Origin of the sequence: Promicromonospora sp. Populi (assembly GCF_041081105.1) — a bacterium.
Lineage (GTDB): Bacteria > Actinomycetota > Actinomycetes > Actinomycetales > Cellulomonadaceae > Promicromonospora.
In genome coordinates, this window is sequence record NZ_CP163528.1 from 1458884 (window position 1) to 1484416 (window position 25533).

At 70.2% G+C, this 25533-nt stretch carries 28 protein-coding genes; 4 read left to right on the forward strand and 24 right to left on the reverse strand.

The features are described from left to right. Window positions 1-15: 15 nt before the first annotated feature. From AB1046_RS06475 to AB1046_RS06570, 20 genes are all read right to left on the reverse strand, one after another. Window positions 16-2355 (reverse strand): bifunctional (p)ppGpp synthetase/guanosine-3',5'-bis(diphosphate) 3'-pyrophosphohydrolase, encoded by a 2340-nt coding sequence (locus AB1046_RS06475; protein ID WP_369373534.1) that lies wholly within the window; start codon window positions 2353-2355, stop codon window positions 16-18. 76 nt (window positions 2356-2431) lie between these two features. Beyond that, window positions 2432-3034, reverse strand: coding sequence for an adenine phosphoribosyltransferase (locus AB1046_RS06480; protein WP_369373536.1), 603 nt, complete (start codon window positions 3032-3034; stop codon window positions 2432-2434). 11 nt (window positions 3035-3045) lie between these two features. Then, a complete protein-coding gene (gene secD, locus AB1046_RS06485) occupies window positions 3046-6027 on the reverse strand; it encodes a protein translocase subunit SecD (RefSeq protein ID WP_369373538.1) in 2982 nt (993 codons plus the stop codon). 86 nt (window positions 6028-6113) lie between these two features. Then, complete coding sequence (yajC, locus tag AB1046_RS06490) at window positions 6114-6605, reverse strand: preprotein translocase subunit YajC (RefSeq protein ID WP_369373540.1); 492 nt, start codon at window positions 6603-6605, stop codon at window positions 6114-6116. 91 nt (window positions 6606-6696) lie between these two features. After that, window positions 6697-7779, reverse strand: coding sequence for a Holliday junction branch migration DNA helicase RuvB (gene ruvB, locus AB1046_RS06495; RefSeq protein WP_369373542.1), 1083 nt, complete (start codon window positions 7777-7779; stop codon window positions 6697-6699). Then, complete coding sequence (gene ruvA / locus AB1046_RS06500) at window positions 7772-8401, reverse strand: Holliday junction branch migration protein RuvA (protein WP_369373544.1); 630 nt, start codon at window positions 8399-8401, stop codon at window positions 7772-7774. Before ruvA ends, ruvB begins: the two co-directional genes overlap by 8 nt. 142 nt (window positions 8402-8543) lie before the next feature. Then, a complete protein-coding gene (ruvC, locus tag AB1046_RS06505; protein WP_369373546.1) occupies window positions 8544-9110 on the reverse strand; it encodes a crossover junction endodeoxyribonuclease RuvC in 567 nt (188 codons plus the stop codon). A gap of 93 nt (window positions 9111-9203) precedes the next feature. After that, window positions 9204-9965: a YebC/PmpR family DNA-binding transcriptional regulator gene (locus AB1046_RS06510; protein WP_369373548.1), complete on the reverse strand. Its 762-nt coding sequence runs from the start codon at window positions 9963-9965 to the stop codon at window positions 9204-9206. A 70-nt stretch (window positions 9966-10035) separates the two neighbouring features. Then, window positions 10036-10671: a pyridoxal 5'-phosphate synthase glutaminase subunit PdxT gene (pdxT, locus tag AB1046_RS06515; RefSeq protein ID WP_369373550.1), complete on the reverse strand. Its 636-nt coding sequence runs from the start codon at window positions 10669-10671 to the stop codon at window positions 10036-10038. A 78-nt stretch (window positions 10672-10749) separates the two neighbouring features. Then, window positions 10750-11169: a hypothetical protein gene (locus AB1046_RS06520; RefSeq protein WP_369373552.1), complete on the reverse strand. Its 420-nt coding sequence runs from the start codon at window positions 11167-11169 to the stop codon at window positions 10750-10752. Further along, window positions 11166-11810, reverse strand: a complete 645-nt coding sequence (locus AB1046_RS06525; RefSeq protein WP_369373554.1) for a SipW-dependent-type signal peptide-containing protein — start codon at window positions 11808-11810, stop codon at window positions 11166-11168. The genes AB1046_RS06520 and AB1046_RS06525 overlap by 4 nt, the downstream gene beginning before the upstream one ends. Beyond that, window positions 11803-12471, reverse strand: a complete 669-nt coding sequence (locus AB1046_RS06530) for a hypothetical protein (protein ID WP_369373556.1) — start codon at window positions 12469-12471, stop codon at window positions 11803-11805. The genes AB1046_RS06525 and AB1046_RS06530 overlap by 8 nt, the downstream gene beginning before the upstream one ends. Then, entirely contained in the window at window positions 12471-13025 is a 555-nt protein-coding gene (locus AB1046_RS06535) for a signal peptidase I (RefSeq protein ID WP_369373558.1), read from the reverse strand. The genes AB1046_RS06530 and AB1046_RS06535 overlap by 1 nt, the downstream gene beginning before the upstream one ends. Before the next feature lie 2 nt (window positions 13026-13027). Next, on the reverse strand, window positions 13028-13564 hold the full coding sequence (locus AB1046_RS06540; RefSeq protein WP_369373560.1) for an alternate-type signal peptide domain-containing protein: 537 nt from the start codon (window positions 13562-13564) through the stop codon (window positions 13028-13030). A 91-nt stretch (window positions 13565-13655) separates the two neighbouring features. Further along, window positions 13656-14222: an NUDIX hydrolase gene (locus tag AB1046_RS06545; RefSeq protein ID WP_369373562.1), complete on the reverse strand. Its 567-nt coding sequence runs from the start codon at window positions 14220-14222 to the stop codon at window positions 13656-13658. Window positions 14223-14346: 124 nt separating this feature from the next. Beyond that, window positions 14347-14829, reverse strand: coding sequence for a hypothetical protein (locus AB1046_RS06550; protein ID WP_369373564.1), 483 nt, complete (start codon window positions 14827-14829; stop codon window positions 14347-14349). Window positions 14830-14986: 157 nt separating this feature from the next. Then, window positions 14987-15733, reverse strand: coding sequence for a sulfite exporter TauE/SafE family protein (locus AB1046_RS06555; protein ID WP_369373566.1), 747 nt, complete (start codon window positions 15731-15733; stop codon window positions 14987-14989). Between the two features lie 37 nt (window positions 15734-15770). After that, the gene (locus AB1046_RS06560) at window positions 15771-16112 is read right to left on the reverse strand and encodes a type II toxin-antitoxin system PemK/MazF family toxin (protein WP_369373568.1); all 342 of its coding nucleotides are present in this window, start codon (window positions 16110-16112) and stop codon (window positions 15771-15773) included. Then, window positions 16109-16357, reverse strand: a complete 249-nt coding sequence (locus tag AB1046_RS06565; RefSeq protein WP_369373570.1) for a CopG family ribbon-helix-helix protein — start codon at window positions 16355-16357, stop codon at window positions 16109-16111. The genes AB1046_RS06560 and AB1046_RS06565 overlap by 4 nt, the downstream gene beginning before the upstream one ends. A 77-nt stretch (window positions 16358-16434) precedes the next feature. Beyond that, window positions 16435-16653: a VOC family protein gene (locus AB1046_RS06570; RefSeq protein ID WP_369375600.1), complete on the reverse strand. Its 219-nt coding sequence runs from the start codon at window positions 16651-16653 to the stop codon at window positions 16435-16437. 246 nt (window positions 16654-16899) lie between these two features. On the opposite strand from AB1046_RS06570, the gene AB1046_RS06575 reads away from it, so the two are divergent. Then, the gene (locus tag AB1046_RS06575) at window positions 16900-17454 is read left to right on the forward strand and encodes a hypothetical protein (RefSeq protein WP_369373572.1); all 555 of its coding nucleotides are present in this window, start codon (window positions 16900-16902) and stop codon (window positions 17452-17454) included. 9 nt (window positions 17455-17463) lie between these two features. Here AB1046_RS06575 and hrpB read toward each other — a convergent pair whose 3' ends face one another. The 3 genes from hrpB to AB1046_RS06590 all read right to left on the reverse strand — a co-directional run bounded on the left by hrpB (window position 17464) and on the right by AB1046_RS06590 (window position 20707). Beyond that, window positions 17464-19992, reverse strand: a complete 2529-nt coding sequence (gene hrpB, locus AB1046_RS06580) for an ATP-dependent helicase HrpB (protein WP_369373574.1) — start codon at window positions 19990-19992, stop codon at window positions 17464-17466. A gap of 77 nt (window positions 19993-20069) precedes the next feature. Continuing rightward, window positions 20070-20486 (reverse strand): PIN domain nuclease, encoded by a 417-nt coding sequence (locus tag AB1046_RS06585; protein WP_369373576.1) that lies wholly within the window; start codon window positions 20484-20486, stop codon window positions 20070-20072. A gap of 2 nt (window positions 20487-20488) precedes the next feature. Beyond that, window positions 20489-20707 (reverse strand): type II toxin-antitoxin system VapB family antitoxin, encoded by a 219-nt coding sequence (locus tag AB1046_RS06590; protein ID WP_369373578.1) that lies wholly within the window; start codon window positions 20705-20707, stop codon window positions 20489-20491. A 299-nt stretch (window positions 20708-21006) separates the two neighbouring features. Between AB1046_RS06590 and AB1046_RS06595 the strand changes: the two genes are divergently transcribed. The 3 genes from AB1046_RS06595 to AB1046_RS06605 all read left to right on the forward strand — a co-directional run bounded on the left by AB1046_RS06595 (window position 21007) and on the right by AB1046_RS06605 (window position 24506). Continuing rightward, the gene (locus AB1046_RS06595; protein WP_369373580.1) at window positions 21007-21711 is read left to right on the forward strand and encodes a class I SAM-dependent methyltransferase; all 705 of its coding nucleotides are present in this window, start codon (window positions 21007-21009) and stop codon (window positions 21709-21711) included. 99 nt (window positions 21712-21810) lie between these two features. Next, on the forward strand, window positions 21811-23310 hold the full coding sequence (locus AB1046_RS06600) for an SDR family NAD(P)-dependent oxidoreductase (protein ID WP_369373582.1): 1500 nt from the start codon (window positions 21811-21813) through the stop codon (window positions 23308-23310). A 101-nt stretch (window positions 23311-23411) separates the two neighbouring features. Further along, on the forward strand, window positions 23412-24506 hold the full coding sequence (locus AB1046_RS06605; protein ID WP_369373584.1) for an ATP-binding protein: 1095 nt from the start codon (window positions 23412-23414) through the stop codon (window positions 24504-24506). Between the two features lie 97 nt (window positions 24507-24603). Here AB1046_RS06605 and pdxS read toward each other — a convergent pair whose 3' ends face one another. After that, window positions 24604-25506 (reverse strand): pyridoxal 5'-phosphate synthase lyase subunit PdxS, encoded by a 903-nt coding sequence (gene pdxS, locus AB1046_RS06610; RefSeq protein WP_369375602.1) that lies wholly within the window; start codon window positions 25504-25506, stop codon window positions 24604-24606. Window positions 25507-25533 lie beyond the last annotated feature (27 nt).

Below are 25533 nucleotides of genomic sequence, written 5' to 3' on the forward strand. Positions count from 1 at the left end.
CCGGGACGCGAGGGATCAGACCGGGAGCTGCGGCCGCTCCACCGGCTTGGTGCCGGTGATGCGGTGCACGTCGAACACACCCTCGACCTTGCGGACCGCCGCGAGCACGGTCGCGAGGTGCGCGGGCTCGGCCATCTCGAAGATGAACCTCGAGACGGCCAGCCGGTCGTCCGACGTCGAGACGAACGCCGAGAGGATGTTGACGTGGTTCTCGGAGAGCACGCGGGTGACGTCCGACAGGAGGCGTGACCGGTCGAGCGCCTCGACCTGGATCTGGACCAGGAACATCGTGTTCGCGCCCTGCGTCCACTCCACCTCGACGAGCCGCTCCGGCTGCTTGCGCAGGCCGTCCAGGTTGATGCAGTCCGTGCGGTGCACACTGACCCCCTGGCCACGCGTCACGAAGCCCACGATGTCGTCGCCCGGCACCGGGGTGCAGCACTTGGCGAGCTTGACCCACACGTCGGCGGAGTCGGCACCCTTGAGCATGACGCCCGGGTCGCCGGAGCGGACCCGCCGGGCGGTGAGCCCACCGGGCCGGGCCGCCTCGGCCATGTCCTCCTCGGCGCCGTCCGCGCCACCGAGCGCCTTGACGAGCTTGTCCACCACGTTGTTCGCGGAGATCAGCCCCTCGCCGACGGCGGCGTACAGACCGGTCACGTCCTGGTAGTTCATCTCGTCCGCGACCCCGAGCAGGGTCTCGTGCGACATGAGGCGCTGGATCGGCAGGCCCTGCTTGCGCATCGCCTTGGCGATCGAGTCCTTGCCGGTCTCGACGGCCTCCTCGCGGCGCTCCTTGGTGAACCACTGGCGGATCTTGTTCCGCGCCCGTGGCGACTTCACGAACCCGAGCCAGTCGCGGCTCGGCCCCGCCGTCTCCGACTTCGAGGTGAGGATGTCGACGACGTCGCCGTTCTCCAGCGGCGAGTCCAGCGGCACCAGGCGGCCGTTCACGCGGGCGCCCATGGTGCGGTGGCCCACCTCGGTGTGCACGGCGTACGCGAAGTCGACCGGCGTCGCGCCGCCCGGCAGGGCCATCGCCATGCCCTTGGGCGTGAAGACGTAGACCTCGTCGCCGCCGATCTCGAACCGCAGCGAGTCGAGGAACTCCGCCGGGTCGGCGGTCTCGCGCTGCCAGTCCACGAGCTGGCGCAGCCAGGCCATGTCCTGGTTCTTCGGGTCGCCGTTGGCGACGCCGGCCGGCGTCTTCTCCTTGTACTTCCAGTGCGCCGCGACGCCGTACTCGGCGCGCCGGTGCATGTCGTGCGTGCGGATCTGGATCTCCACGGGCTTGCCGCCGGGGCCGATCACCGTCGTGTGGAGCGACTGGTACATGTTGAACTTCGGCATCGCGATGTAGTCCTTGAACCGGCCGGGGACCGGGTTCCACCGCGCGTGCATGGCGCCGAGCGCCGCGTAACAGTCGCGCACGGTGTCCACGAGGACGCGCGTGCCGACGAGGTCGTAGATCTCCGCGAAGTCGTGGCCACGCACGATCATCTTCTGGTAGATCGAGTAGTAGTGCTTCGGCCGTCCCGTCACGGTCGCCTTGATCTTGGCGCTGCGCAGGTCCGACTCGATCTGGCCCTTCACCACACCGAGGTACTCCTCGCGTGCGGGAGCGCGCTCGGCCACGAGGTGCACGATCTCGTCGTACACCTTGGGGTACAGGGTCTGGAAGGAAAGGTCCTCCAGCTCCCACTTGATCGTGTTCATGCCCAGCCGGTGGGCCAGGGGTGCGTAGATCTCGACGGTCTCGCGCGCCTTGCGCTCCGCAGACTTGGACGGCACGTACTTCCAGGTGCGGGCGTTGTGCAGGCGGTCGGCCAGCTTGATCACCAGCACGCGGATGTCCTTGGCCATCGCGACGACCATCTTGCGCACGGTCTCGGCCTGCGCGGCGTCGCCGTACTTCACCTTGTCGAGCTTGGTGACGCCGTCCACCAGCAGCGCGACGTCGTCGCCGAAGTCGCCGCGCAGCGTGTCCAGCGAGTAGTCGGTGTCCTCCACCGTGTCGTGCAGGAGCGCGGCCGCAATCGTCGTGCCCTCGAAGCCCAGCTCGGCGAGGATCGTGGAGACGGCGACGGGGTGCGTGATGTACGGGTCGCCGCTCTTGCGCATCTGCCCGCGGTGCGCCTTCTCCGCGACGACGTAGGCACGCTCGATCAGCGAGACGTCGGCCTTGGGGTGGTTGCTGCGGATGGCCTGCAGCAGCGGCTCGATCGCCGCGGACGAACCGCCGCCCATGCTGCGCACGCCAAGACGCACCAGCCGGTTCCGCATCCGGTTGCCCCCGGGCGGGGTGGGCGGGTCCTTCTCAGGCACAGGAGCGCGTGACACCGTGTTCTCAGCCATGTACGCGCCTCCTTCCCCGGGTCAGAACCCGGAGTCGCCAGTCTAGCCTCGGACCTCTATTCCCCGTTCCGTCGGCTCAGTCACCGGACGGGATGCCCACCCGAAGGAGGGTATCGACGTTGTGGCCCCGTAGCCTGCCGCGGCCGTGGAGTGCGTCGAGCTCGAGCAGAAAAGCGAGCCCGGCGACCACTCCCCCGCACTGCTCCACGAGCTGCGCGGCGGCCGCCGCGGTACCACCGGTGGCCAGAACGTCGTCAATGATGAGAACACGCGCACCCGGGGTGAGTGTTCCCGAGCGCAGCTCGATGGCTGCCGAGCCGTACTCCAGGTCGTACGAGACGCTCTGCGTGGGCGGCGGGAGCTTGCCGGCCTTCCGCAGCGGCAGGAACCCCAGGCCGAGCGCGTGGGCGACCGGCGCGCCGAGGAGGAAGCCGCGGGCCTCCATCCCGGCCACGACGTCGACCCCGCCCGCCAGGTCGCCGTCGTCGGCCTGCGCCAGGCGCACGAACGCTTCCACGACGTCGGCAAGCCCATCGGCGTCGGCCAGGAGGGGCGTGATGTCCTTGAAAAGGACACCCGGGGAGGGAAAGTCCGGGATGTTCGCGATCAGGTCGCGAATGCGCGTCGCCCTCTCCGGCAGCAGGCCGGAGAGGGCGACGTCAGTCAGGTCGTCTGCCACAAGGCGTGAGCCTACCGGCGACGCCTGGGCTGAGCGGTCTGTCCCTGGTGGTGCCCGGGGACAAGCTGGGCGTGACCCGCCGCGGCGGCGGCCAGCACGCTCTCGTCGGCGCCCTCGGCCACCATGCCTGCACGCAGGTCCATGACCTTCTTGGTGTGCGCGGCGATCTTGGGCTCACGCTCGCGCAGCACCACGTCCAGCGGCGTCGCCAGGAAGAGCGACGACAGTGCGCCCGCGGCGATACCGACGAACAGCGACAGCGAGATGTCCAGCAGCGTGCCGGCGCCCAGCAGGAACCCACCGACGAAGAGGATGCCCGCCACCGGGAGCAGCGCCACCACGGAGGTGTTGATGGACCGGACCAGGGTCTGGTTGATCGCGAGGTTCGCCCGCTCGGCGTAGGTGCTGCGGGTCTGCTCCGTCACGGCGAGCGTGTTCTCGCGCACCTTGTCGAAGACAACCATCTTGTCGTAGAGCGAGAAGCCCAGGATGGTCAGGAAGCCGATGATCGTCGACGGCGTGACCTCCCAGCCGATGACGGCGTACACACCGGCCGAGACGAGCACGTCGATGATCATCGCGACGACGGCCGCCACCGACATCCGCCACGCGCGGAAGTAGATGGCCATGAAGATCGCCGCGGCGACGACGAACGCGACGGTGCCCCACAGGGCCCGCAGGCTCACCGACTCGCCCCAGGTCGGGCCGATGAAGCTCGACGTGACCTCGCTGACGTCCACCTCGTAGGCGTCCGCCAAGGCCTGGCCCAGCCGGTCGGTCTCCTCGTTGTCGAGCTGCGAGACCTGCACCCGGACGGCGTCGGCGCCCACCTGGCTGAAGTGCGGCTCCTCGCCCGGAGCCACTTCGGCGACGGTGTCGAGGGCGATGTCCTCGTCAGTGTTGGCGACGCCCGAAACGGTGAACTCGGAGCCACCGCGGAAGTCGATGCCCAGGTTCAGACCCTGGAAGACCAGCACCAGGATCGAGGCGACCGAGAAGAGGCCGACGATCGAGAACCAGAGGCCCTTCCGCTGGACGATCGGGTAGGACCTGCGCCCGGTGTAGAGGTCGTTGCCCCAGTGGGCGAAGCTGCCCGCCATCAGATGTTCTCCTCGTTCTGCAGCCGGCTGGGTCGTCTCGTCGGACCCGGCGGCAGCCTTGCGCTCGGCGGCACGCCGCTCCGCGATAGTCATCCTTCGGCCGTCCTCGGCGAGCCGTGGCGCCGGTTTCACCGACTGGGCCGAGACCAGCTCACGCTCCCTGTCCGGCGTGTCGGCGTCGACCGTGCCCACCGCATCCGACTTCGGACCGGAGAACCGGCCGGCACCCCGGTACCGCGGACCGCTGCTGTCCAGGTCGAGGCGATCCGGCGAGAGGCCCGACGCCTTGTGCCCGTCGCGGAAGAACGGAACCTTCGAGAGGAGCTCCATGACCGGGTGCGTGAACCAGAAGACCACCATGATGTCGATGATCGTGGTCAGGCCGAGGGTGAACGCGAAGCCGCGCACACCGCCGACGGTCATGAAGTACAGGATCACTGCCGAGAGCAGGTTGACGGCCTTCGCGGCGAGCACCGTACGGCGGGCACGGATCCAGCCGCGCTGGACCGCCAGCCGCAGCGATCTGCCGTCGCGTAGCTCGTCCCGGATACGTTCGAAGTACACGATGAACGAGTCCGCCGTGAAACCGATGGCGACGATCAGACCCGCGATACCCGGCAGGGACAGGCGGTAGCCGATGCCCCAGCTCAGCAGCGCGATCACGACGTACGTCATCGCACCCGCGACGACCAGCGAGGCCACGGTCAGCAGACCGAGCGAGCGGTACTGGAACATCGAGTACACGACCACCAGGGCCAGACCGATGAGGCCGGCGAACAGACCGCGCTGCAGCTGCTCCGCGCCGAGCGTCGCCGAGATCTGGTTCTGGCCGTCCACCTCGAAGGTAAGCGGCAGCGAGCCGAAGTTGAGCTGGTTGGCCAGCGTGGCCGCCGTGTCCTGGGTGAAGGAGCCGGAGATCTCCGGCCGGCCGTCAGTGATGACAACCCCGGGGTCCAGCGACGGCGCCGAGATGACGAGTCCGTCCAGCGTGATCGCGAACTGGTTGCGCGGGCTCTCCAGCGTGTTCAGGCGCGACGTCGTCTCGTGGAACTCTTCGGTGCCCTGGCTGTTGAGCTCGAGCCGCACCGCCCACTCGTTGGTGACGGTGCCGTTCGCACCCGTCCGCAGGCCCGAGCTCGCGCTCGCGATGTTGGTCCCGTCCACCTCGACAGGCCCCAGGATGTACTTCGCCTGACCGGTGGCGTCACAGGTGACGAGCAGCAGGTCCGGGTTGTCTCCCCCGCCACCCTCGAGGTTCGCCGGGTTGGTGCAGTCAAGGGCGTCGAACTCGGCCTGGACCGACGGCGTGATCTGGGCGAGGTCCGAGGGGTCCGTCGCCGCGTCGATCGCGGCCTGCTGCTCGGCGAGCTCCTCGTCGGTGAGCGCACCGGCGGCAGCGTCGCCGCCCTCAGCCTCAGCGCTCGCCGACGGGCTGGCGGAGGGGCTGGCCGACGGCGGCGTCGTCGGGAGAGGGCTGCCGATGGTCAGCACCGGGCGGAACTTCATCTGCGCGGGCTGGGAGATCAGGGCGACGGTCTCGTCGTCCACCTCGCCCGGGATCTCCACCACGATCTGGTTGCTGCCCTGGCTGGCGATCTCAGCCTCGGCGACGCCGTTGGCGTCCACTCGCTGCCGGATAACACCGATTGCCTCTTCCAGCGCCTCGGGGGTCACCTCTGACCCGTCCGAGGTGACGGCCTCCAGGATGATCTGGGTGCCGCCCTGCAGGTCGAGCGCCAGTGCGGGGGCCAGGCTCGCGCCGTCCAGATTGTCGTCCGACTTTCCGTCGAACTGCCAACCAGCCAAGAGGGCGCCGAAGGGCAGCAGGATCGTCAAGATCGTCAGGAGCACGATCGTGCGAACCGGCCGCGAGCGCCGGGTGTCAGTCGCCAACGTCTGTCTCTTCTCGTGTGCGCGCCGGAGGGTAGGTCCGGTGCGGGTTCGGCGCCGACCGGGTTAGTTACCCGACGGCGCGGCCGTCACTTGCCGTCCGCGTCCGCATCCCGTCGCTGCTGCTCCTGGTACTCGCGCTTGGCGGTGTCCAGGTCAGACAGGTCGTCGGGAACGGTGGTCGCGTCGGGGCTGATCGTACTTGCCGTTTCGCTGTCCGGTGTGACGTCGGACTCATCGGACGATTCGTCGGTGTCCTCGTCGTCGGCGACGGGCTCCTCGATCTTCTTCGAGATGGCGGCGCGGAGCCAGGTGGTGGGGTTGCCCGGGAAGGACTCGATGGTCACCTGGTCGTTCTCGTCGTCGACGTCGACGACGGTGCCGATCATGCCGGACGCGGTCATGACCTTGTCCCCAGCCACGAGGTTGTTTCGGAACTCCGCCGCCGCGCGCTGCTGCTTGCGGGTGCGTGAGGACATGAAGAACATGACCCCGACGAGGAGAGCGATGAGAATGAGGAATGAGGCGTCCACAGTGGATAGTCCTATTCGATTGCTGGGTCGGATGTGCTGCGCAGGCATGCGTCGCGCAAGTACGACGAGGATCCGACCCAGTGTAGTGCTCGGGTGTGGATCCTCGAGTGCCCGTGCGGTGGGCAACACCAGGACAACGTCAGAGGTCGAGCAAAGTTCCCGTGTCCGGGGTCCCGGTGGTGTGTCCGGGCGCCTGGGCGGGCGGCGTGAGACCTAGGTGCTCCCAGGCCGCGGGGGTGGCCACGCGGCCGCGCGGGGTGCGGCCGATCAAGCCCTCGCGCACGAGGTACGGCTCCGCGACGGTCTCCACCGTCTCGGCCTCCTCGCCCACGGTCATGGCCAGCGTGGACAGGCCCACGGGTCCGCCGCCGAACCGCGTGCACAGGGCGGTGAGCACGGCGCGGTCGAGCCGGTCCAGGCCGATGAGGTCGACCTCGTAGACCTCGAGGGCGGACTTCGCGGCGTGCAGGTCGAGGCGACCGTCGCCGCGCACCTGTGCCCAGTCGCGTACCCGGCGCAGCAGCCGGTTGGCGATGCGTGGGGTGCCGCGGGAGCGGCCGGCGATCTCGTGCGCGGCGGCGTGGTCGAGGTGCACGCCGAGCAGCCCGGCGGAGCGCAGGATCACGCGCTCCAGCTCCTCGGGCGAGTAGTAGTCCATGTGCCCGGTGAACCCGAAGCGGTCGCGCAGCGGGGCGGGCAGCAGGCCGGAGCGCGTGGTGGCGCCGACGACGGTGAACCGCGGCAGGGCGAGCGGGATCGCGGACGCACCGGCCCCCTTGCCGACGACGACGTCGACCCGGAAGTCCTCCATCGCGACGTACAGCAGCTCCTCCGCGGGGCGGGCCAGGCGGTGGATCTCGTCGATGAACAGCACGTCCCCCTCCTCCAGCGAGGTCAGGACGGCGGCGAGGTCGCCCGCGTGCTGGATGGCCGGGCCGCTGGTGAGCCGCATGTGCGACTCCAGCTCGCCGGAGATGATCATGGCCAGGGTCGTCTTGCCGAGGCCAGGCGGGCCGGACAGCAGCACGTGGTCGGGCGGGTTGCCGCGTGCGATCGCGGCCTGCAGCACCAGGGAGAGCTGGTCGCGCACGACCCGCTGGCCGACGAAGTCGTCGAGCCGCTTCGGCCGCAGCGCCGCCTCGGCGGCGCGCTCGATCTCGTCGGCGCTCGGGGCGACGATCCGGCTGCCTCCGCCGTCCGTGCCGGTCGAAACCTCACCCACGGTGTCCGCCGAGCACCCTCAGCGTGGCACGCAGGGTGCTGGAGACCTCGTCGGCGGCCACGGCGTCGGTCCCCGCCTCGGCGAGCACCTTCGCCACGGCGTCGTCGGCCTGCTTGGCAGGCCAGCCCAGGCCGACGAGGGCCTCGACCACCCGCTCGGAATGGTCGGGAGCGACTCCGGCGGTCGAGCCCGTCGGGGCCTCCGCCAGGGGGGCGCCCGTCGGCAGCCCGAGCCGGTCGCCCAGCTCCAGGACGATGCGCTGGGCGCCCTTCTTGCCGATGCCCGGCACCCGCGTCAGCGCGGCGAGGTCGTCACCGGCGACTGCGCGGCGCAGCGCGTCCGGCGTGTGCACCGCGAGCATTGCGAGCGCCAGCCGGGGCCCGACGCCGGACACGGTCTGCACGGCCTCGAACACGTCGCGCTCGTCGGGGTCGCCGAACCCGTACAGCGTCATCGAGTCCTCGCGGACCACCATGCTCGTGGCGACGGAAGCGGTCTCGCCGACCCGCAGCCCGGCCAGCGTGGCGGGCGTGGCGTGCACCAGGTAACCGACGCCGCCGACGTCGACCACGGCGCGGTCCAGGCTCACGTAGGCCACGGTCCCCGTCAGCGAGGCGATCACGGGCTCCCCCTTCTCGGGTCCTGTTCTCAGGTCCTGCGTGGGTGCTCTCGGCTGTCCTGCCGGTCGAGCCCCACTCGAACGTTCGTGCGAGAACCCTAACAAGCCCGGCCGGTCCGCCGGCCGATGCCACGCCGTCGGTTCGTCAGCGCCGGGGACGCTGCTTGGCGGCCTGCTCCGCCGCGGCCCAGGCCCGCTGCGCGGGGGTCAGCTCGTGCCGGTCGCCGCCCTGGAGGGCGCCGGACGGCCGCCACAGGTGGCAGATCGCAAGCGCCAGCGCGTCGGCGGCGTCGGCGGGCCGCGGCGCCTCGTCAAGGTCAAGGATGCGGGTGACCATGGTCGTCACCTGCGCCTTGTCGGCGCGCCCCGAGCCGGTCACCGCCGCCTTCACCTCGGACGGCGTGTGCAGGGCGACGGGCACACCCCGGCGGGCCGCGGCCACCATGGCCAGGCCCGCCGCCTGGGCGGTCCCCATCACCGTGCCGACGTTGTGCTGCGCGAAGACCCGCTCGACCGCCACGACGTCGGGCACGTGCTCGTCGAGCCACGCGTCCAGGCCCTCGGAGATCTTCAGGAGCCGCAGGTCGGTCGAGAGGTCCGGGTCGGACCGGACCACGCCGACCGCGACCATCCGTGCCCGGCGGCCGGGCAGGGAGTCGACGACGCCGATGCCGCACCGGGTCAGGCCGGGGTCGACCCCTAGAACGCGCATGGCGTCAGATTCTCACGACGCCGGGCGTGGTCCCCGCAGGCTCGACCAGCGAGCCTGTCCCGACCAGCGATCCCGTCCTGACCAGCGGGCGGATCACTCCTCGTCGTCGAGGGCCGCCATGACCTCGTCGCTCGCGTCGAAGTTCGCGTAGACGTTCTGCACGTCGTCGCTGTCCTCGAGCGAGTCGATGAGCCGCATGATCTTGCGCGCACCCTCGACGTCGACCTCGACCTGCATCGACGGGTGGAAGATCACGTCGGCGGAGTCGTACTCGATGCCCGCCTCCTGGATGGCCGTACGGACCGGAACCAGGTCGGTGGCCTCGGTCAGGACCTCGATGACCTCACCCTGGTCGGTGACGTCCTCGGCGCCGGCGTCGAGCGCGGCCAGCATGACCTCGTCCTCGCCCACGCCCTCGGACTTGGGCACCACGATCAGGCCCTTGCGGGAGAACATGTACGACACCGAACCCGGGTCGGCGAGGTTGCCGCCGTTGCGGCTGAACGCCAGGCGCACCTCGGAGGCCGCGCGGTTCTTGTTGTCCGTGAGGCACTCGACCAGGACGGCGATGCCGTTGGTGCCATAGCCCTCGTACATGATCGTCTGGTAGTCGACGGCGTCGGCGCCCTCGCCCGAGCCACGCTTCAGTGCGCGCTCGATGTTGTCGTTCGGGACCGACGACTTCTTCGCCTTCTGGACCGCGTCGAACAGCGTCGGGTTACCGGCAAGATCGCCGCCGCCCGTGCGTGCCGCGACCTCGATGTTCTTGATCAGCTTCGCGAAGAGCTTGCCGCGCTTGGCGTCGATCGCGGCCTTCTTGTGCTTGGTCGTGGCCCACTTGGAGTGACCTGACATGCCTCTACCTGACTCCTTTAGCTTTTCCGATTGCTCTTTCAATGGGGTCGAACGGTAGCGGGAGAACCGCTCAGCCGCCCGCAACCATGCCGACGAACAACCCGTGCACGCGCGTGTCCCCCGTGATCTCGGGGTGGAACGCGGTGGCGAGCAGCGGACCCTGCCGTGCTGCAACGATCCTACCGGCGGCCGCCACCGGGCGGCCCTGCGTATCCACAGCCGGGATCCGCGCGAGCACGTCGACGTCGGCCCCGGCCTCCTCGATCCAGGGGGCGCGGATGAACGCGGTGCGCACCGGGCCGCCGTCGCCGACGTCGGAGATTCCCGCGAACTCGAGGTCGGTCTCGAACGAGTCGACCTGCCGCCCGAACGCGTTGCGCCGCACGACCACGTCCATACCGCCGACGGTCTGCTGGTCGGCGGTGCCGTCCAGGATCCGGTCGGCGAGCAGGATCATCCCCGCGCACGAGCCGTAGACCGGCAGGCCCTCCTTGATCCTGGCCTGCAGCAGGTCTGCCAGCTCGAAGATGCGCAGCAGCTTGTCGATGGTCGTGGACTCACCGCCCGGGATCACGAGGCCGTCGACGGCGGCCAGCTCGGCCGGACGGCGCACGGTCACGGCACGCGCGCCCACGGACTCGAGGGCGGCCAGGTGTTCGCGGACGTCGCCCTGCAGGGCGAGGACTCCGATGGTCACGGTTGTCACAGCGTTCAATCCTATGCGGCTCGCCCCGGATCATCGGTCATCGGGTCAGATGCACCGTTCCGGGCCAGGGCGGGCGTCTCACAGGCAGATCCCGAGCACGAACGCCAGCACTGTGTAGGTCCTGGGGTTCGACGGCGCCGAAGTCCAGGTGGTCGCCGTGAACTGCCGCTGCACCACGACGTAAAAGGTCCCGTTCACTGCCGCTCCCGTGGTGCTGAACGAGGTGGTCCCCGCGGGCCGGGTCTGCGTGCTGGTGCCGCCGGCGCCGTAGTGCACCACGTAGCCGGTGGCTCCGGGTACTGCGGTCCACGTGAACGTCACCGATCCGAGGCCCAGCGCCCCGCAGGACGCCGTCGTCGCCGGGATGGTCCCGGCGGTCAGCGTGCCGGAGGCGACGGTCCCCGTGTCCCCCCAGGCCGCCCACGCGGGACCCCGTGGGACCACGACCACCAGCAGGAGGGCCAGCGCCGCGACGAGCGCGACCGCCGCCCGCCTCACGGCGCACCGGCCTGGTTCGCGGTAAGCACGAACGTCGCGGTGGTGGACGCGCCCTGGACCGACGACGGCGCGCTGGGGCTGAGGCCGAGCACCACGCAGAGCGTCACGGTCGAACCGGACGCCACCGGTACCGCGCTCAGGGCGGAGGTCGCCGTGGCCGTCACCGGCGCCTGCGCGCGGGAGACCGTGCCGGTGCAGGCTCCCGTGCGCAGGCCGCCCGGCGTGGTGTTCGTCGCGGCACCGCCCGTCGTGGTGCTCAGGAGCAGGTGCTGACCCAGCGCCGTTGTCGTCGACGTGACCGTTCCGGAGACGTCAACGCCCGCCGTGCCGGAACTGCGCAGGACGATGGTGCGGGCAACACTCTCCCCCGGCAGCATCCCCGTGAGCCCCAGCGCCGTGTACGTCCATGACCCGCCCGGACCGGCCAGCTGCTCCGAACCCGTGACCGGTCCCACCGTGAGGTCCAGGGTGCCCGCGGTGATCGGGTCCGAGGTCACCGTCGCTGTGTCGCTCCACCACGCCCACGCCACGACCGCGCCGGGCAGCAGCATGGCCAGCGCGAGCGCGACGAGCCCGCGGCGCAGAGCGGTGGTGCTCCACGAGCTGGCGCGCTGCGGGGACGGACGGTCCGGCTCAGCCATGGTCCGACCTCCGCCCGCGCCGTCCCAGGAGCACGCTTCCGAGGAGGACTGCCCCGGCCGCCACCAGGGCTGGCAGCAGCAGGTTCGCCCCGGTCCGCGGCAGGCTGCCCGGCCCGGCCGCTCCAGGATCGGCCGAGCCGCCCTCATCCGGGCCTGCAGCCGAGAGAGTCACGACCACGTCGATCCTGGCGGTCTGCTGTTGCGACGCGTTCGTAGCGGCCGGGTCGAACGCCACTTCGAGACCGATCGGGAGCACCTCGCCAGGCGTGAGGTCGGCGACGTCCGACCGCAGGCCGTCCGTCCAGGCAGCGGATCCCAGGCGGGTCCGCACGCGCACCTGCTCGACGAGTGCGGCGTCGCCGTCCACCAGGACCGTGACCACCGCCCTGGCCTGCTCGCCGGACGCGTTGCGCGCGTACAGGGTCCCGGTCTCGACGTCTCCGGGCACCCAGACAAGGCTCGGGTCGAACAGGGGCGTCGTGACGGTGGGCGCCCAGGTCCTCCCGTCGACGCTCAGGACCAGCTCGTCCCCGGAAACAGCCGGGACGGCCGCGAGCGCCGGGAGCGCGGCTGCATGTACCGGACCGGCCGCCGCGGGGACGACGACGGCCGGCGCTGCGACGAGCACCGCTATCAGAGCGGTCCACCGTCCCGACGCCATCACGCGGCTCCGTCCCCGGCCGAACCGTCCCGCTCCCGGACCGCCCGCGCCACCTGCCAGCTCGCGTATCCGAGCAGCAGCACGGCCGCACCGATGCCGACCATCTCTCGCTGGCCGGTGACGGCCCCGGCGACGTACCCGAGGTACGGCACGTGGTACCACGCGGCACCGCGCACCTGGACGTCTCGCACGGGCTGCGCGTCGGGCACGTCGTTCGAATCGCCCTGGGTGAGGTAGGTCCGTTCGCCGCCCACGGTCATCCCGATACCGACCACCCGGTGTGTCACGAGCTGCTCCTGGCCGGAGCGGAGCTGGTAGGTGATCACGGTGCCGGTACGGACCTTCTCCGGCGCCACCAGCCGCGACACGACCAGCGTGCCCACCGGGAGGCCGGGCTCCATCGAGTCGGTGAGCACCACGTACGGGGTCGCACCCGCTGCCCTGGGCACGATCACCCCGAGCACGAGCGCAACGCCCGCCGCCGCAATGACGACGACGGCGAGCGAACGGCCAGCGAAGCCGGCCGCTGCCCGAGAGGCCTCGGTTCCCGGCACGGTCAGGGCGTCGAGTCGACGTGCGCCTGTGTCACCTGGACGGTCACGTCCTCCAGGCTCGCGGTGAGCGCTTGGGTGTCGTTGCCGGAATCCTCTGGGAAGGTCGCCGCGATGGTGACCACGAGGTCGGAAGCCGCCTCCACGGCCACTGGCTCGGTCAGCGGCAGGGTGAGTTCCACGGCGTCGAGCGTCGCGCTCTCGACATCTACCTCCAGCACTCCGGTGAGCGCGTTGACCTCCGCCCAGGTGGGTGCACTCACCGTGATGTCGCCCAGGGCGAGGTGGTCGCCCGTGCCGCCGAGAGTCAGTGCGCAGTCGGCGGTGACGGTGTCGCCCGGCACGATGCCCTCCGTGATGGCGTCGCCGCCGTCGAGCGTCCAGTCGCCGCACGTCCCGTCGGTCATAGTCAGCGTGCCCGCGGTGAGGTCGGTGCCGGTCGCGAGACCCTCGTCGGTCCAGAACGCCAGCGTCCCCGCTCCTCCGAGCAGCAGGACGGCGGCGCCGCCTGTTGCCAATGCTGCCTTGGTAAGCCTTTCCATGATGAGTGCCTTTCGTGGCGATTTTCCCCCGCCTTTGACGCTAGGCGCGTTGTCACCGCCGCGCGCGCCAGTACGGCGCCACGCCAGGTTTTCACCCGTCGATCTGCACACCCAGGTGCCGGATTTGCCGGTCCCATCCCGCTATGAGGTGTTCGACGACGTCCGGCAGCTCCGGCGGGAACACCTCCAGCGGTTGCTCGCGCAGCTGTGCCGCCGTGAGCCATGCCACCTCGTCGAGCAGCTCGCGCTCGGCGTCGGTCCAGCCGTCGGCAGACACCTCGACCGCGTTCGGTATCCGCGCGAGGTAGAACACCTCGTGCTGACGGCACGTCTCCGCGAAGAAGTCGAAGATGCCCGTCCGGGTAAGCACGGGCCCCACCAGGTCACTGGGCGCGAGCGTGATGCCGGCCTCCTCGCGGGTCTCGCGCAGCGCAGCCTCGACCGGGCTCTCCCCCGCGTCGATGCCGCCGCCGAGGGTGAACCACCAGGACCGCTCCGGCTGGTTCACGTCATGCCCACGCATCACGAGCACGCGACCGTCGTCGTCCATCAGGATGACGCGGGCCGCGGAGCGCTCGCGGACGCCGTCAGGCCCCGGCACCCAGTCGTCGCCGAGGGACGCGGTACCGGCGCCACCGGCCTGTGCGGCCGACGCCACCAACCCCGCTCCGCCAGGCGGACGCTCGCCAGCTCCTCCACCGTGTGGATCCGAATCATCGCTACGGCTGTTCATGCGGATGACGATACGTTCGCGACCGGCCAGAACTGTCATGGCAAACCGGTCAGCCCCACGAGAGGTTGAGCACCACCTGATCGTCGGGTGCCGCGACCGCGTCGATCGACATCCCGTCCAGGTAGTACTCGGTGCCGTCGGCGGTCAGGATCGTCGACGTGGCGCCCCCGCTCGATGGGCCCTCTCCCGAGAGCGACAGGCCGATGGACCCGTCGGCCACGTCGTCCACGGTCAGCAGGCTCCAGCCGTCGAGCTCCAGACCATCCGGTGTCGTCCAGCCCAGGCTCGCGTCCAGCTCGATCTCGGTGCCGGTCTCGACGATCACCTCGCAGGTGGCGTCGAAGCAGGCCTCGTAGTCGGTACCGTCCGCTGCGGCGACCGCCTCGTCGTCGGGCACGGTCGTCGTCGCCGACGGCGAAGCAGCCGACGGCGAGCCGGTCTCCCCAACCGGACCGCTCGGCTCCGAACCAGGTCCGCCGCAGGCGGCCAGCCCGAGCACCACGACCGCGAGCGCTGCATGTCGGAGCCTCATGGACGTCCCCTCGTCAAGCGTCATAGATCCTTGGACCAGTCTTACAGCCCAGGCATCGGGAGGGGTCCCGAAGCCGGGTCAGCCGGAGCCTCGGGAAGACCGTCAGTACACAGCCATCACAGGAGCATAGGTCGGGCCTCCGGGAGCTTGCCGACCGTCAGCGAAGGGCAAGCGCCGCGACCGAGACGAGGGCCGCGACGGTCAGGAGGCCGAGCACGATGTGTTCGTACCGCGAGTGTCCGAAGCGGTGAAACGCTTGTGTGCCCACGAGCTGGCCCAGAAGTGCGGCGATGATGAGTGCAGGCCAGTACTCGTAGGTCTCCCAGACGCCCGCGACGAGGAGCGCGATGACGCTCAGCGGGAGTCGGACCAGGGAGAGGGTGACCAGGGTGTCGCGCATCGTGTGCGGCGGCAGGCCGCGGTGGACGAGGTAGTAGACGGTGGGCGGGCCGCCGAGGGACGTGGAGGTGCTGAACGCGCCGGACAGGAGCCCCGCTGGGATCGCCCAGCGGGTGCTGACGATGTCCTGGCGCTCTCGGGTCCGCAGGCGCAGCAAGACTGCCGCGATCACGGTTGCCGCGACGAAGATCTGTAGGCCGACCGCGGGCAGCGCGGCCAGGAGCCAAGCTCCTGCGACCATGCCTGGGACTGACCACGCGGCGAGGGTCAGTACTTCCCGCGCGTCCGGACGCGGCACGCTGCGGCGCATCGCGAGGATGGCGATATCGCAGGCCGTTCCGGTGATCAAGATGGTCGAGATCGCCTGGGGGCCACCGATGGTCGCGGCCAGCAGCGGGGCGCTGAGCAGCGCGAACCCGAATCCGGACAGCGACTGGACGGCGCCGCTGACCAGGATGAGCACAAAGAGCGCGATCAGGAGCTGGCCCCCGTCGAGGTCAATCAATGTTGCCTCGTGTGTCCGTCCCCCATCGGGTCGACCATCACAAGTCCACGACTCGTCGAAGGCCGGCGTCGACGGCGTCCATCAGGTTCTCGGGAAGCGCAAATCCGGTGGCGTCGATGTCAGCACGGTCCACGGTCATCGGCTGAGACACATTGACGACCGAGTCCTTCGGCAGTCCGGACGCCAGGGCTGGGAGGAAGACGTTGCCCGGGTGACGCGCGAGAGCCGTGTTGGATGTGATCGGCAGGACGACGACGGTGGCGATGCGGGACTTGTTGTACTGGTCGGACTGCACGACGACGGCCGGTCGCCGCTTGGCGGGAGCGCTGCCCCGGGGTTCTCCGAAGTCGACCCAGCACACCTCTGCGCGCCGGATCACCACTCGTCCGAGGCCTCGACCAGGCGCGCGTTCGCTGCACGGCGGAACTCGGCGGTGTCGTCGCCGGGCTGCCCGATGGCGTCGATCGCGTCGTCGATCTGCGCGGTCAGGTCCGCACCGGTCAGCTCGTCGGCGTAGTGCTCAGCGGCACGCCGGTAGAACTCCGACCGCGTCATACCGTGCTTCTGCGCGATGTGGTCGAAGCGCTCCGCCGTATGGTCCGGGAGGCTGATCGCTGTCTTCATGAATCCAAGGTATAACTTTTTCTACCGACCCGCCAGGGTGGACGAGTGGAACGCCGTGTCGACCTCAGGCCGCTGACTCAAGCAACACAGAACTCGTTGCCCTCGGGGTCGAGCATCACGACGTGGCCAAGAACTGAGCCACGTTCGTCGGTGTACTCCTCCTCACGCACCCTGGTCGCTCCCGCACCCTCGAGCTCCGCGACCTTCGCACGGATCAGATCGGCCCGCTGGAGCCAGTCCCACGGCGGTTCGCCGGCAACCCGGATGTCGATGTGGAAGCCATGCCCCGAGCATATATGTCGGGCCTAGTCGAGGAGCCGTCGGTTACGAACACCGCGGGACCCCACCCCCTGCAAGAATGCGTTGCTGATGAACCATCTGCTGGACCTCGGGTCCCGGAAGTTCTGGCGACTGGTCGGCAAGCCCGTCGACCTCGCCACCGACCACTCCTGGTTGCGCGCCCCGATGAGTCATTCCTCCGCGGTCGCGGACGGCTGGATCCGCAGATCCGCGACTTCTACGAGCACACCGCCGCCTGGCACATGGAGGTGTGGAGCGGATGGTCACCGCTCTTCTGGCCGGCCGGTGAGCTGATCGCGCGGTTGTTCGGCCGCCGGGTGGAGCAGCTGTCTCTGCCGATGCGCCCGCTCGACGTCGCGCACGGGATGGACAGCCGGGTCCGCGTGATCCGCGACCGGGACGGCGAGCAGGTGGGCGCTGCGTGGTTGCGGACGCTCCGGCCGTCTGGCCGCTACGTGTTCAGCGGCTGCTACTCGGCGCGGCGGCTCCCCGGTGCGGCGCAGCCGAGCGTCCACGTCGCGTTCCCGCTCGAGTCCGGCAACGTCCAGGTGTTCCTGCGCCCCGTGATCAGCGACGGGGGCGGGCTTGTCCTGGAGTCGCCTCCGGGACGGTTCGGGCAGGACGGCGCGTACGTCGTCGTCCATGACGGCGGGCGGGACTTCGCTGCGCGCGTCCCGCTGCACGAGACCCTCCGCCTGTACTGCGACCCGTACGGGGTGCTCCGCACCGACCACGAGCTGCGGATGCGGCGCACCTGGATGATGCGTCTGCACTACAAGATGGAGCGCGCCCGGTGATCCGCACCTTTACTGACGGGGCTTTACCCGTTTGGTCGGGACGGCGGTGAGTGGATCTTCCGGCCACGGATGGCGGGGGTAGCGGGCGCGCAGGTCGGCTCGGACCTGGGGATAACCCTGCTTCCAGAAGGAGGCGAGATCGCTCGTGATCGCGACCGGGCGTCGGGCGGGCGACAGCAGGTGCAAGACGACGGGGACACGACCGTCCGCGACGGCCGGCGTGGCGGTCCAGCCGAACACCTCCTGCAGCTTTACTGCGAGGACCGGCGGCTCGACGCCGTCGTATCCGAGCCGAACCTCGGAGCCCGACGGGACCTGGAGCCGTTCGGGTGCGAGCTCACCGAACCGGGCTGCCGCGGGCCACGGCAGCAGTCGCCGGAGCGCCGAGGCCACGTCGATGTGGGCAAGATCGCGGGAGCCGCGCACCGACGCGAGCTCGGTACCCAGCCACTCGTCAAGATCGGCCAGCAGTGCTTCGTCGTCGACCGCGGGCCACGGGGCGCCGAGGTGGGCGTGGCAGAACGCGAGCCGCTCTCGCAGGGCGAGTGCGGCCTCCGACCAGCGCAGCACGGACAGGCCGCTGCGCCGGATGCCGTCGCGGACGGCGGCTTGGACGAGCAGCGGGTCAGGCTTGGCCAGCGGGACATCGCCCAGCACGATCGCGCCCAGCGCCTCGACGCGCCGCGTCACGATCCGGCCGTCGTCCCAGCGGATCTGGTCGGTGGTCGAGACCAGGCCGCCTGCGATGTCTCGCGCCGTCTGCTCGTCGATCGGCGCCGCGGAACGGATCCTGGCGTCGGCGCGACCGGGTGCCCGGTCAGCAACCGCGATCGCCAGCCAGGTACTGGTCCGCAACGGCGACTGCGGATCCAGCGCGGCGCCCGTGCCACCGGACATCTGGTACGTCGTCGAGTCGGTCCCCCTAGCCCGCGCGATCCGGTCCGGATACGCCAGCCCCACCACGATCCCAGCGGCGAGATCGTCCGGCACTCGGCGCGCCGCTGACCCGCCCGATGTGTCGCCGGTTGCGCCACGGCCGAGGCGCTTCGTCTCTTCTCGCCAGCGAGCAGTGGCTCCGCGGTCCTCGCCGCGGCGAAGCGCTCGCCAGCGGGCCGGCAGGTCATCGCCGGAGCCGCGGCCGGAGTCGTCCGAGAGCAGCGCGACGACCTCGCGTGCCCGGTCGGCGCCGACCCGCGGCGTCCCGTCCAGCAACGCACGAGCAAGGCGAGGATGCGCCCCGATCGCCGCCATCCGCCGGCCCCGTTCGGTGATCCGGCCGTCGTCGTCAACTGCATCGATGCTGCGCAGCAGCTTGATGGCCGCGGTCATCGCCACCGCCGGCGGCGCCTCGAGCAGGGTCAGACCGGCACCAGCGGGCGCACCCCACGCTGCGAGGTCGAGGGCGAAGCCTGCCAGGTCGGCGATGGCGATCTCCGGCGCCGCATGAGCGTCAAGACGCCCGTGGTCGGTCGCAGACCAGCACCGATAGACCCGGCCTGGCGCCTCCCGCCCGGCGCGACCCGCTCGCTGGTCGGCCGAGGATCTTGAGACCCGGCAGGTGACCAGCGCACCGAGGCCGCGGGACTGGTCGGTCCGCGGCTCCCGGGCAAGACCCGAGTCGACCACGACCCGCACCCCGGGCACGGTCAGCGAGCTCTCCGCGACCGACGTCGTGACCACGATCCGTCGGGTGGCGGACGGCGCCAGCGCGCGGTCCTGTTCAGCCCTGGACTGCCGGCCGAACAACGGCAGGACGTTCTGCCCGGCCAGCCGGCGAGCCACCCCGTTGATCTCGGCCTCCCCCGGCACGAACACGAGGATGTCGCCCTCGTTCTCGGCGAGTGCACGCTGGACGACGGCGGCGACGTGATCCAGCAGGCGCGGGTCGACCCGCCCGCCGGGCAGCAGCGGCGCCGGGACCGGCGGTGGGGCCCACTCGATCGCCACGTCGAACAGCGCGGCGGACGCGGTGATCACGGGTGCCGGAACGTCCGTGCCCAGTGCGCGGCTCAGCCTGACCGTGTCCGCAGTGGCCGAGGTCGCCACGATCGCCAGGTCTTCCCGAAGATTCGCCCGGATGTCGAGGCAGAGCGCGAGCAGCAGGTCGGCATCGAGGTGCCGCTCGTGGCACTCGTCGATCACGATCGCGGCGACACCCGGGAGTTCCGGATCCTGCTGCAGACGCCGTACGAGGAGCCCTGTGGTGACCACCTCGACGCGGAGCCCCTTGCCGCCGGCGCGTTCCCCGCGCATCGCGTAGCCGATCCGCTGCCCCAGCGGTTCGCCGACCAGCATCGCCAGCCGGGTCGCGGCCGCGCGGGTCGCCATCCGGCGCGGCTCGGCGACGATGATCGTGCCCTCCAACGCGTCGGCCAGCGCGAGCGGCAGCAGCGAGGTCTTCCCCGACCCGGGCGGCGCGACGAGCACTGCGGTACCGCGCGACCGCACCGCGTCGACGGTGGCAGGCAGAACCGCCCGGACAGGCAGGGCCGCCCCTGGCACCGACGGGTCAGGGAGCAGCACGCCCTGACTGACCATCGGGTCGACCGTCACAGGTCCGCGACCCGTCGAAGGCCGGCGTCGACTGCGTCCATCAGGCATGCTCGGCCGGGCTCCTAGTCCGCAGAGCCCGGCGGGACCACCCATTGGGTGGGCTGACCGGTGACGGCGGCGATCATGTCGAAGTCACCGTCGTAGTGCAGGACTGAGGCCTGGTGCCGCTCGGCGACCGCTGCGATCACGAGATCTGCCACCGACAAGGCCCGCCAGTTCCCTGCGCCAACCAGCTGTGCCTGCACCTCGGCGGCACGATCCCAGACCTCGTCCGGAGTGGGCAGCCAGTCAAAGCCTCGCAGCCCGTCGCGGATCCGTTCCGCGTCGCTTTTCGACCGGGCAGAGTGCATGACCTCCAGCTCGACAGCACCGCAGATCGCCAGGCGTCCGGCCTGATGCAGCGGTTGGAGCACATCCCGGGCTGCGGGCTTCGAGTAGCGGGCGAACGCGGACTTGTCGATCAGGTAGCGCGTCGCCACGGTCAGGCGGCGCCCTGGGCGTTGCCGTCGGCCCGCTGGATCGGCCCGGTCAGGTCCGGGAGGCCACCCTCGTCCAGCCAGTCGAAGAACTGCTCCCGCTTGCGCCGCTTGATCGCGTCCTCCAGGGCCGCATTCACCGTCGCAACCTTCGTCGTCGTCCCGAAAATCTCCGCCGCCGCGGCGAGCTTCTCGTCGTCCATGTCGATCACGGTACGAGTCATGGTGACCACCTCCAACGCACACACCTTACCCCGTTGATATCAAGATTCGCGAGTATTGATATCAGGATCGGCCCTGCGGCCATCCGGCCGGGCTTGCCACCACCTTCGGGTGCTGGGCCGGCACAAGGACCTCGACCCCAACCATCGCAGTGGACGGACCGTGCACGTCTCGGCGCTGTCTGCCGACGCTGGGCAGGAAAGCTGGAGATCGCGTTCGGACCGGAAGGACAAGGGCTCTCACGGGGCCGGGCCCCGATAGGTTCGCCGCCATGCGGACGAGCACCCACGAAGGGGACCCGATGAACGCGGATCACTACGACGGCTTCGCCGACAGCTACGACGCCGAGAACGTGGACAGCCTGCTCAACGCCTACTACAACCGGCCCGCTCTGGTCCGCCTGGCTGGCGACGTCACGGGGCGACGGATACTCGACGCGGGGTGCGGTGCCGGACCGATCACCGCGGAACTGCAGGCCAGAGGCGCGGTGATGACCGGGTTCGACGGCAGCCCCGCGATGATCGACCTGGCACGACAACGGCTCGGCAACGACGTGCCGCTGCGCGTCGCCGACCTCGGGCAGCCTCTGCCGTACGCGGACGACAGGTTCGACGACGTCATCGCCTCCCTCGTGCTGCACTACCTCAAGGACTGGTCCGCACCGCTCGCAGAGATCCGGCGGATCCTCAAGCCGGGTGGGCGGCTCATCCTGTCCGTCAACCATCCCTTCGTCCACGCGTTCAGCTACCCGACGGAGGACAACTTCGCGCTGAGGCAGTACTCGGAAGAGTTCGAGTTCGCCGGCACGAAGGCGACCCTCACGTTCTGGAACAGGCCTCTGCACGCGATGACCGACGCTTTCACCGCCGCGGGCTTCCGCATCGCCGTCGTGAGCGAACCCCCGCCCGCCCCGGACACGCCACGCGACCTCCTCCCGCCCCGCCTCGCGGCGGGCGAGCGGAGCGCCTTCTTCGCGTTCCTCTTCTTCGTCCTCGAAGCGGCCTGAGCACGGAAGGGGTCCTGTGCACGATGTGTCGGCCCCGTCACAGCCAGTAGAACCGGTGCGAGCAGGGCGCCGAGCCCAGGCGCCAGTTACCCTACGGCGGTGCCAACGAACGCGGGGATCGACCCGGACGAGCTCGCCACGACCCTTCGGGTGCTGGGCCGGCTCAAGGACCTCGACCCCAACCATCCCGATGTCCAGACGGTCAAACGGGCGACCGGTTACATGTGGAAGCTGCTCAAGAAATCCCGCAAGGCAGCGGTCCGTGAGGAGATCCAGGCGCACGACCGGAGCGTCATCGAGCAGACGGCGACCGGTTCGGCGGCGCGGATCGACGACGAGACCGCCGGCATCCCGCTGGTCTCGAACGCGCCGGGGGCGTTCGCCGGGGAGCTGCGCACCGCCCGCGGCTGCTACATCTGCAAGACGGACTACACGCTGGTCGACTCGTTCTATCACTGGCTGTGCCCGGACTGTGCCGCGAAGAGCCACGCGCGGCGCGACCAGCGCACGGACCTGACCGGCCGCCGCGCCCTGCTCACCGGGGGCCGGGCGAAGATCGGCATGTACATCGCGTTACGTCTGCTGCGCGACGGCGCTCACCTCACCATCACCACCCGCTTCCCGAAGGACGCGGTGCGCCGCTTCTCGGCGATGCCCGACGCCGCGGACTGGCTGCACCGGCTCAAGATCGTCGGGATCGACCTGCGCGATCCCACCCAGGTGATCGCCCTGGCCGACGACGTCGCCGCGGCGGGCCCGCTGGACATCCTGGTCAACAACGCCTGCCAGACGGTCCGCCGGTCCCCGGGGTCCTACTCGCAGCTCGTCACGGGCGAGTCGTCGCCGGTCGCCCCGCTTCCCCACGGGCTGGTAGCGCCAGAGATGGTCACGTTCGATCACATCTCGGAGGCGCACCCTGCTGCGATCGCGGGGGCGCTGACCGCCCTGTCGGTCGCCCACCACGAGGGGCAGTCGCAGGACGACGCCGTCGCCATGCACACCGCGGCGTCCCTGACGGCGCTGGCGCTCCGGGCGGGCTCGGCCTCCCTGGATGCCCACCTGGCCGGCACGGCCGTCGATGCCGGCGGGCTGCTCCCCGACCTGCAGACGACCAACTCGTGGACCCAGGTCGTGGACGAGGTCGACCCGCTGGAGCTCCTGGAGGTCCAGCTCTGCAACGCGATCGCGCCGTTCCTGCTCATCTCCCGGCTGCGGCCCGCGATGCGGGCCGCGACGTCCAAGGCGCGACGCGGGTACGTCGTCAACGTCTCGGCGATGGAGGGGCAGTTCTCCCGACGTTACAAGGGCGCGGGACACCCGCACACCAACATGGCCAAGGCCGCCCTCAACATGCTGACCCGGACCTCCGCCGCGGAGATGTTCGAGAAGGACCGGGTCCTGATGACCGCGGTGGACACCGGGTGGATCACGGACGAGCGCCCGCACCAGGAGAAGCTGCGCCTCGCCGCCGAGGGCTGGCACGCGCCCCTCGACCTGGTCGACGGCGCCGCCCGCGTCTACGACCCGATCGTCCAGGGCGAGGCCGGGACCGACCTGTACGGCTGCTTCCTCAAGGACTACGAGCCGTCGCCCTGGTAGCGCTCGGCTCAGGCCGCGATGGGCCCGATCACGAAATCTGCCTACGCAACGTTCCGAAAGTTGCATGCCACAGATCCTGAAAGTTGTAGGCTGGCCCGTCGATGTTGCTGCAGGGCGAGACCCCGGTCCTGCTGGACGAATGGCAGGCGCACCCTCCGTTGTGGAACCTCGTGCGCCGAGCCGTCGACGACCGCCAGGCAAAGGGACAGTTCATCCTTACCGGTTCGGCCACGCCCGACGACGACGCCCGCCGACACACGGGAGCGGGACGGTTCGCCGTCATACAGATGCGCCCCATGAGCCTGTACGAGACCGGGCACTCGACCGGGCAGGTCTCGCTCGCCGCGATGTTCGACGGCGAAGCGCCCCGCGCCTTCGACCCGGACTGGACCCCGACAAGCGCACGCGAGCGGATCGCCGAACGTGTCGCCATCGGCGGCTGGCCGGTCAACGTCGGCCTCAACACCGCCGACGCACTGCTGACCAACCGGGACTACCTGGACGTGGTGCGCCGCTACGACATCCAGAGAGCCACCGGAAGCGGCAAGGACCCCGAGGTGGCCCTCCGCGTGATGCGCTCGTTCGCCCGAGGCGTCTCGACCCCGATGAGCGAAGTCACTATCGCCAAGGACCTCCGCGAAGGTGAGGCGCCGGAAAGAGGACCCGACGCGACCAGCCGGGACGCGGTCAGTACCCACCTGGACGCCCTGCGCCGTCTGCGACTGGTCGAGGACCAGCCCGCGTGGGGGCCGAGCATGCGCTCCGCGCGCCGCCTGCAGGCCTCTCCGAAGCGGCACTTCGTCGACCCGTCGCTGGCCGTTGCCGCGCTCCAGGTCGGGGTGGAACCCCTGGCCACCGACGTCAAGACACTCGGGATGCTGTTCGAGTCCCTGGCAGTGCGCGACCTGCGCGTGTACAGCCAGCCGCTGGGAGGGCGCGTGTCGTACTACCGCGACTACGACAAGCTCGAGGTGGACGCCATCGTGGAACTCCACGACGGCCGCTGGGGAGCATTCGAGATCAAGCTCGGCACAGCGACGAACGTCATCGACACCGCCGCGACGAACCTGAAGAAGATGGCCGCACTCGTCGATGACAACCGGTGCGCCTTCCTCGCGGTACTGACCAACGGGGGCATGGCAACCCGACGACCGGACGGAGTTGACGTCGTCCCGCTGCGCATGCTCGCACCGTGACCACGACCCTCGGGCGACCCACCTTGCCCGGGAAAGCAGAGAGGCCCCGCAGACATGACGTCCGCGGGGCCTCTCCGTCAGTCGGGAGAGCGGGCTCTCACCAACCGCGCTCCGCCAGCCGGTGCGGCTCCGGGATCTCGTCGACGTTGATGCCGACCATCGCCTCGCCCAGCCCGCGCGAGACCTTGGCGATCACGTCGGCGTCGTCGAAGAACGTGGTGGCCTGCACGATCGCCTTGGCGCGCTGCTCGGGGTTGCCCGACTTGAAGATGCCCGAGCCGACGAACACACCCTCGGCGCCGAGCTGCATCATCATCGCGGCGTCGGCCGGGGTGGCGATGCCGCCCGCGGTGAACAGCACAACCGGCAGCTTGCCCGTGCGGGCCACCTCCGCCACCAGCTCGTACGGCGCCTGCAGCTCCTTGGCGGCGACGAACAGCTCGTCCTCCGGCAGCGAGGTCAGCCGGCGGATCTGCTGGCGGATCTGGCGCATGTGCGTGGTGGCGTTGGACACGTCGCCCGTGCCGGCCTCGCCCTTGGAGCGGATCATCGCCGCGCCCTCGGTGATGCGGCGCAGCGCCTCACCCAGGTTGGTAGCACCGCACACGAACGGCACGGTGAAGTTCCACTTCTCGATGTGGTTCGCGTAGTCCGCGGGGGTCAGCACCTCGGACTCGTCGATGTAGTCGACGCCGAGCGACTGCAGCACCTGGGCCTCGACGAAGTGCCCGATGCGCGCCTTCGCCATCACGGGGATCGAGACGGCCTCGATGATGCCGTCGACCATGTCGGGGTCGCTCATGCGCGAGACGCCGCCCTGTGCGCGGATGTCCGCGGGGACCCGCTCCAGCGCCATGACGGCCACCGCGCCCGCGTCCTCGGCGATCTTCGCCTGGTCGGGCGTGACGACGTCCATGATGACGCCGCCCTTGAGCATCTCGGCCATGCCGCGCTTCACGCGCGCGGTGCCGACCGTGCCCACAGTGTTCTCGCCGGTCACGGATTCAGTCACGGTTACCTCGCATTG

Excerpts from the sequence above, each read along its gene's own strand:
- ruvC (WP_369373546.1), bottom strand. The coding sequence starts at position 9,110 with ATGCGCGTTCTAGGGGTCGACCCCGGCCTGACCCGGTGCGGCATCGGC.
- AB1046_RS06605 (WP_369373584.1), top strand. The coding sequence starts at position 23,412 with ATGTTGCTGCAGGGCGAGACCCCGGTCCTGCTGGACGAATGGCAGGCG.
- AB1046_RS06595 (WP_369373580.1), top strand. The coding sequence starts at position 21,007 with ATGAACGCGGATCACTACGACGGCTTCGCCGACAGCTACGACGCCGAG.
- AB1046_RS06550 (WP_369373564.1), bottom strand. The coding sequence starts at position 14,829 with ATGAGGCTCCGACATGCAGCGCTCGCGGTCGTGGTGCTCGGGCTGGCC.
- AB1046_RS06540 (WP_369373560.1), bottom strand. The coding sequence starts at position 13,564 with ATGGAAAGGCTTACCAAGGCAGCATTGGCAACAGGCGGCGCCGCCGTC.
- AB1046_RS06510 (WP_369373548.1), bottom strand. The coding sequence starts at position 9,965 with ATGTCAGGTCACTCCAAGTGGGCCACGACCAAGCACAAGAAGGCCGCG.
- AB1046_RS06565 (WP_369373570.1), bottom strand. The coding sequence starts at position 16,357 with ATGAAGACAGCGATCAGCCTCCCGGACCATACGGCGGAGCGCTTCGAC.
- AB1046_RS06475 (WP_369373534.1), bottom strand. The coding sequence starts at position 2,355 with ATGGCTGAGAACACGGTGTCACGCGCTCCTGTGCCTGAGAAGGACCCG.
- AB1046_RS06525 (WP_369373554.1), bottom strand. The coding sequence starts at position 11,810 with ATGGCTGAGCCGGACCGTCCGTCCCCGCAGCGCGCCAGCTCGTGGAGC.
- yajC (WP_369373540.1), bottom strand. The coding sequence starts at position 6,605 with ATGCCTGCGCAGCACATCCGACCCAGCAATCGAATAGGACTATCCACT.
- AB1046_RS06575 (WP_369373572.1), top strand. The coding sequence starts at position 16,900 with ATGGAGGTGTGGAGCGGATGGTCACCGCTCTTCTGGCCGGCCGGTGAG.
- AB1046_RS06530 (WP_369373556.1), bottom strand. The coding sequence starts at position 12,471 with ATGGCGTCGGGACGGTGGACCGCTCTGATAGCGGTGCTCGTCGCAGCG.
- AB1046_RS06590 (WP_369373578.1), bottom strand. The coding sequence starts at position 20,707 with ATGACTCGTACCGTGATCGACATGGACGACGAGAAGCTCGCCGCGGCG.
- hrpB (WP_369373574.1), bottom strand. The coding sequence starts at position 19,992 with ATGGTCAGTCAGGGCGTGCTGCTCCCTGACCCGTCGGTGCCAGGGGCG.